Annotated in this window: 3 protein-coding genes and 1 pseudogene; 1 reads left to right on the plus strand and 3 read right to left on the minus strand. The window is 69.9% G+C overall.

What is annotated here, in order from left to right; genetic code table 11:
- Positions 1 to 1062 (plus strand): TerD family protein (locus tag ACTWQJ_RS47270; protein ID WP_443312550.1); only part of this gene is annotated, 1062 nt, incomplete at its 5' end.
- A gap of 96 nt (positions 1063 to 1158) precedes the next feature.
- Here ACTWQJ_RS47270 and ACTWQJ_RS47275 read toward each other — a convergent pair.
- The 3 genes and pseudogenes from ACTWQJ_RS47275 to ACTWQJ_RS47285 form a co-directional block, all read right to left on the minus strand.
- The gene (locus ACTWQJ_RS47275; RefSeq protein ID WP_443312551.1) at positions 1159 to 1914 is read right to left on the minus strand and encodes a hypothetical protein; all 756 of its coding nucleotides are present in this window, start codon (positions 1912 to 1914) and stop codon (positions 1159 to 1161) included.
- 113 nt (positions 1915 to 2027) lie between these two features.
- Positions 2028 to 3473, minus strand: coding sequence for an alkaline phosphatase PhoX (locus tag ACTWQJ_RS47280; RefSeq protein ID WP_443312552.1), 1446 nt, complete (start codon positions 3471 to 3473; stop codon positions 2028 to 2030).
- A 158-nt stretch (positions 3474 to 3631) separates the two neighbouring features.
- Positions 3632 to 4253 (minus strand): annotated as a pseudogene (locus tag ACTWQJ_RS47285) (hypothetical protein); the annotation flags it as partial.

Here is a 4253-nt window from a genome sequence, read left to right on the forward strand (position 1 = left end):
GGCGTGACGTACCGCTCGGGCGGCGGCACGGCCCCCGACGCGATCACCGTCGACACCACCGCCGTCCCCCCGGGCATCGAGAAGATCGTCGTCACGGCGAGCCCGGACGCCGCCGGCCAGACCTTCCAGGGCGTCGAACCCACCGCCACGATCCGCAACGCGGACGACAACAGCGTCCTGGCCACCTTCACGCCCCCGCAGCTCGGCGCCGAGACGGCCCTGGTGGTCGTGGAGATCTATCTGCGCAACGGCGCCTGGAAGGCCCGCGCGGTCGGCCAGGGCTACGCCAACGGTCTGGCCGGCATCGCCACCGACTTCGGCGTCACCGTGGAGGAACCGGCTCCGGCCCCCGTCGCCCCGCCCCAGCCGGTCACCCCGCCGCCCGCCACGATGCAGCCCCCGGTGACCCCGCCGGCCCCGCCCATGTCCACTCCCCCGGCCCCGGCAGCGCCCCCCGCTCCGGCCGCTCCCGCCCCCGGCGCCGGGAAGATCAACCTCGACAAGGGCCGGGTCAGCCTCCAGAAGAACCAGACCGTCTCCCTGGTCAAGGGCGGCCGCCCGCTGCTCTCCCAGGTCAAGATGGGCCTCGGCTGGGAGCCCGCCTACCGCGGCAAGGACATCGACCTGGACGCCTCGGTCATCGCGTACGGCCCGCAGCGCAACCACATCGACAGCTGCTACTTCGGCAAGCTCCAGATCGTGGGCGGCGCGATCCGCCACTCCGGGGACAACCTCACCGGCGAGGGCGGCGGCGACGACGAGGTGATCACCGTCGACCTCGGCCGCCTCCCGCAGGAGGTCACCGGCCTGGTCTTCACCGTGAACTCCTTCTCCGGCCAGAAGTTCACCGAGGTCGCCAAGGCCTACTGCCGCCTCATGGACGCCGCCACCGGCGAGGAACTCGTCCGCTTCGACCTCACCAACGCCGAGCCCCAGACCGGCGTCCTCATGGCGAAGCTCATCCGCCAGTTCTCCGGCGAGTGGGACATGACGGCCATGGGCGACTTCGTCAAGGCCCGCACGGTCCGCAACATGGTCAAGCCGGCGGCCCAGGCGCTGTAAGGCTCTGCGCTGCCATACGCCTCGGAGGTGCCCCTCGTTCGTTGCACGAGGGGCACTCGGCATGCGCAAAGCCCTCGTCGCACAGCCGCATACGTATCACGCTGTTGCGGGTGGTGTCCGACCGCTGCCGGTAACGATGCCGTTGGAAACAATCAAGCCGCTTGGATGCACCGCGAAGCCGTACACGACCTTCCGCCCGGCTTCGGACACAGCTTTCACGAGGATTTCGGTCAGTGGGTTCCGGCGTCCCGGCCGATACGGAAAACGCATACGCACGATTGAGCCCAGATCGATTTCACGCACCCCGCACCCGTGCCGGGCGGCGAAGTCACGCATGAAGCCAGCAGCACCATCGGCGGGGTCACCATGAAGCTCCGGCGTACAGGATGTCATGCCTCCGTCACCGAGCATCGCACCGACGAAGTAGCCTTCCGATGCGTCACCCTCTGCGCCGAATTGACTCGCCGTCAACGGAACGGGCACACGGTCGCCGGTACGCAGGTCTTCGATCTTCCTCCACTCCCACGCCTGCCGACCGCTGCGTCGCTGCGTCACCCACAGATGTCCTGCTGCTGCTTCGACAGTGCGGCCGGAGACGAAGCGAACTGTGTAGACCGACCGCTCACCGATGCGCGTCGCAACCGCAGGAATGGCCGAGCCGAGCGACCCCACGGAGTGGTCTCGCGCCCCTTGATTGGCCCCGTACCTCACAGGTCTGGTGTCCCAGGCCTTGTCATAGGAGAGCACGGGAAGGCCGAGCGCCACCACCTCCTCGACTGGCCTGGTGGTGCCGTCACCTAACCAGACAGGGCAACCTTCGGCTACTCCACCCAGAAACTCGCCGTCCCACACGAACGCCCCCTCCGCGACACCGAGTACGCATACCGCACAGGCACTCTATTTCCGATCGCAGAGGGGGTGACGGGTTCGGAGAAGAATCACTCGATAGTGGTCAGGCCGCGCGGTTACCGCTTCTGCCGTTTCCAGGGGCCGGTGATGGCCAGCAGAATGCCCGGGTCCTGGATGTTGGCGAACAGCGTCCGGCCGTCGGGGGAGAAGGTGACGCCGGCGAACTCGCTGTATTCCGGCTCCTCCTCGGTGCCGACGTTCAGGTCGTTGCGGGCGATGGGGTACGTACGGCCGCTGTCCGTCGCACCGAAGAGGTGCGAGACGCCCTCGCCGTCCTCGGCGAGGATCAGGCCGCCGTACGGGGAGACGGTGATGTTGTCGGGGCCGTCGAAGGCGCCGTCCTTGGCCGGGTCGGGGTTCACTCCGAGCAGGACCTTCAGCGTCAGCGTGCGGCGCTTGGGGTCGTAGAACCAGACCTGCCCGTCGTGCTGCACCGGGCTCTCCTCGCGGGCGTACGAGGAGACGATGTACGCGCCGCCGTCGCCCCACCACATGCCCTCGAGCTTGCGGGCGCGGGTGATCTCGCCGTCGGCGAACTGCTTGCGCACGGCCACGGTCCTGGCGTCGCGGTCCGGTACGTCGACCCAGTCCACTCCGTACACCGTGCCGACCTTCGTGGCGCGGGAGAGGTCGTCGACGAACTTGCCGCCGGAGTTGTAGCACTTGGGTGCCTGCAGGACGCCGGCGTCGTCGGCGAGGGTGCGGAACCTGCCGCGGCCGTGCTCGAAGCCCTTGGGCGGGGTCCAGCGGTAGAAGAGGCCGTTGGGCTCGTCGTCGTCCTCGGTGAGGTAGGCGTGGCCACGCCTGGGGTCGATGACGACGGCCTCATGGTCGTAACGGCCGAAGAACTTCAGCGGCTTGGGGTCGCGGTTGGCACGCCGGTCGCGGGGGTCCACCTCGAAGACGTAGCCGTGGTCCTTGGTCATGCCGTTGGTGCCGGCCCGGTCGGAGTTCTCCTCGCAGGTGAGCCAGGTGCCCCAAGGGGTGCTGCCGCCGGCGCAGTTGGTGGAGGTGCCGGCGATGCCCACCCATTCGGCGACCTGTCCGTCGGGGCGGACCTCGACGACCGTGCAGCCGCCGGAGGCGGCGGGGTCGTAGACGAGACCCTCGGTGAGCGGGACCGGGTACTTCCAGTTGGCGCGCGGGCCCTTCAGCTCATGGTTGTTGACGAGGAGGGTGGTGCCGCGCGGGCCGTCGAAGGTGGCCGTGCCGTCGTGGTTGGAGGGGGTGAACTCGCCCGACTCCAGCTTGGTCTTCCCGCTGTAGGTGATGATGCGGTACTTGAAGCCGGCGGGCAGCGCGAGGATGCCCTTCGGGTCGGGGATCAGGGGGCCGTAGCCGATCCCGCCGGACGCGTCCGCCGGCTCCTCCCCCGCGCTGTCGGTGTCGTAGGACGCAAGGGCGCCCGGAGCGGTGGCGAGGGCGCCGACGCTGCCCGCCAGCGCGACACCGGCACCGGTGATCGCGGATTTTCTGGCGAAGTCCCTGCGGGTGAGCGACATGGTGTCTCCTGTGACGGTGGGAATGCCGTGGAGGGTGGCGTACGGACCTCGGTCGGCGCCACGGTTCCGCCCGGTTCTGAACGCGAGTTGAACACCGGGCTACTCCCCCGGGCTCGCTTCCGTGAATCCGTACGCCCCGTCACAGGGTGTGGCAGCCGTCAGCCGCCCTGCTGGGACCGTGCCTTGAACGCGGCCTTCCGGGCCTGCTTCGCGATCTTCTTGTCGGGGTGGATGCGCCCCATCGCCTCCAGGACGTCCGCGGTGGCCGGGTGGTCGACCCGCCAGGCCGCCGCGAAGAAGCCGCTGTGCTGCTGTGCGAGGCCCTCGACGAGGGCGCGCAGTTCCTCGGAGTTGCCCTCGGCGGCGAGCTGGGCGGCGAGGGTGTCCACGGTGAGCCAGAAGACCATCGCCTCGGACGGGGGCGGTACGTCCGTGAAGCCGTGCTCGGTCAGCCAGACCCGGGCGAGGCCGCCCAGTTCGGCGTCGTCGAGGACCTCCCGCAGAGCGGGTTCGGCGTCGGTGCCGACCAGGGAGAGGGCCTGCTGGCAGCGCAGCCGGCGCAGCGGGGCGCCGGAGTCGTTGCCGCGCGCTGCCGACAGCAACTCGCGTGCGGCGGCGAGGGGTTCACGGCCGGCCAGCCACTGTTCGGTCTCGGCCTGTGCGGCGCGCGGCCCGAAGCGGGCCGTTCCGTCGAAGAGGGCGTCGGCGCCCTTGTCGGCCAGGTCGCCGACGGCGGGCGCCTCGAAACCGGCTTCCAGCAGCCGCGCCCGCAGCCCGTAC

It is taken from the genome of Streptomyces sp. KR55 (assembly GCF_052245645.1).
In the GTDB taxonomy this organism is placed as follows: Bacteria; Actinomycetota; Actinomycetes; order Streptomycetales; family Streptomycetaceae; genus Streptomyces; species Streptomyces flavusporus.